Here is a 1,065-nt window from a genome sequence, read left to right as displayed (position 1 = left end):
CCGGCCAAGGCAGCATCCACCTCGACGCGCGCCTCCGCGATACCGGTGCCATCACCGCGGACATCCAAAATCCCGTACGGCGCGGTCGGCTCGTCGACATCACCCAGCAGACCGGTGAAGAACTCCTCATGCTCCGCCCGACTGGTGCCCAGCACCGCCTGGGCAACCACATTGCGATACGGCACCGCCTCCGGCAACGCATCAGCGCTACCCGCCAGCACCGCCCCGATCTCCTCCTGCAACACCTCCATCGTGGTGTGGTCACCCACCAGGTGATGCATCAGCACCAACAGCAGCCACCTGTCGTTCGGCTCGTCGTACGCCGTCACCACCCGCAGCAGCGGCGCACGGTTCAAGTCCAGCCGGTAACGCCGGGGGTCGAACCGAGACAGAAGCTGGGCGACCGCGTCCCCTTCACCATCGAGGGCCACCTCCTCGACCGGCGCGTCGACGTCCCGCCACACCACCTGCACCGGCCGCGGCAGTCCCTCCCACACCACCGACGTACGCAAGATGTCGTGCCGGTCCACCACCGCCTGAAGCGCGGCCGCGAACTCACCGACCCACTCCCGCGACGGCACGACAGACACACTCGACAACAGATAGGCATCACCCTCACCACCCATCAGGTGGTGGAAGAAGATTCCCTCCTGCAGCGGGGCGAGCGGATAGATGTCCTGCACATTCCCGGCCCCGCCCGGCACCGAGGCGACGACCTTGGCGATCTGCTCCTCGGTCAGATCCACCAGCGGCAGCATCCCCGGCGTAATCACCTCGGCGTCCGCCGGAATCGCGTTCGGCGGCACCGACACCTCGCCCCCGCCGCCAGCCGCGACCGCTGCGGCCAGTCCGGCGACGGTCGGGGTGGTGAACACCGCCCGCACATCACACGACAGCCCGGCCTGCCGCATCCGCTCCACCAGCGAGACCGCCAGCAGGGAGTGCCCGCCCAGTTCGAAGAAGTCATCGTCGCGCCCGACCTGCTCCACACCCAGCAGGTCCGACCAGATCCCGGCCAGCACCTCCTCCACCACACCCACCGGGGCCCGGTAGCCGCGGGCCACC

The 1,065-nt window shown here is 68.9% G+C and carries 1 protein-coding gene; it reads right to left on the bottom strand.

The genetic code is table 11. The annotated features are described in order from the left end of the window. Positions 1-1,040, bottom strand: a 1,040-nt coding sequence (locus tag IEY86_RS35940) for a condensation domain-containing protein (protein WP_229699090.1), incomplete at its 3' end; no start/stop codon positions are given. Positions 1,041-1,065: the final 25 nt, after the last annotated feature.

Origin of the sequence: Wenjunlia tyrosinilytica (assembly GCF_014646055.1) — a bacterium.
In the GTDB taxonomy this organism is placed as follows: domain Bacteria; phylum Actinomycetota; class Actinomycetes; order Streptomycetales; family Streptomycetaceae; genus Wenjunlia; species Wenjunlia tyrosinilytica.
Note: the sequence above shows the minus strand (reverse complement) of the source record. Positions and strands in the feature narration are given on the sequence as shown.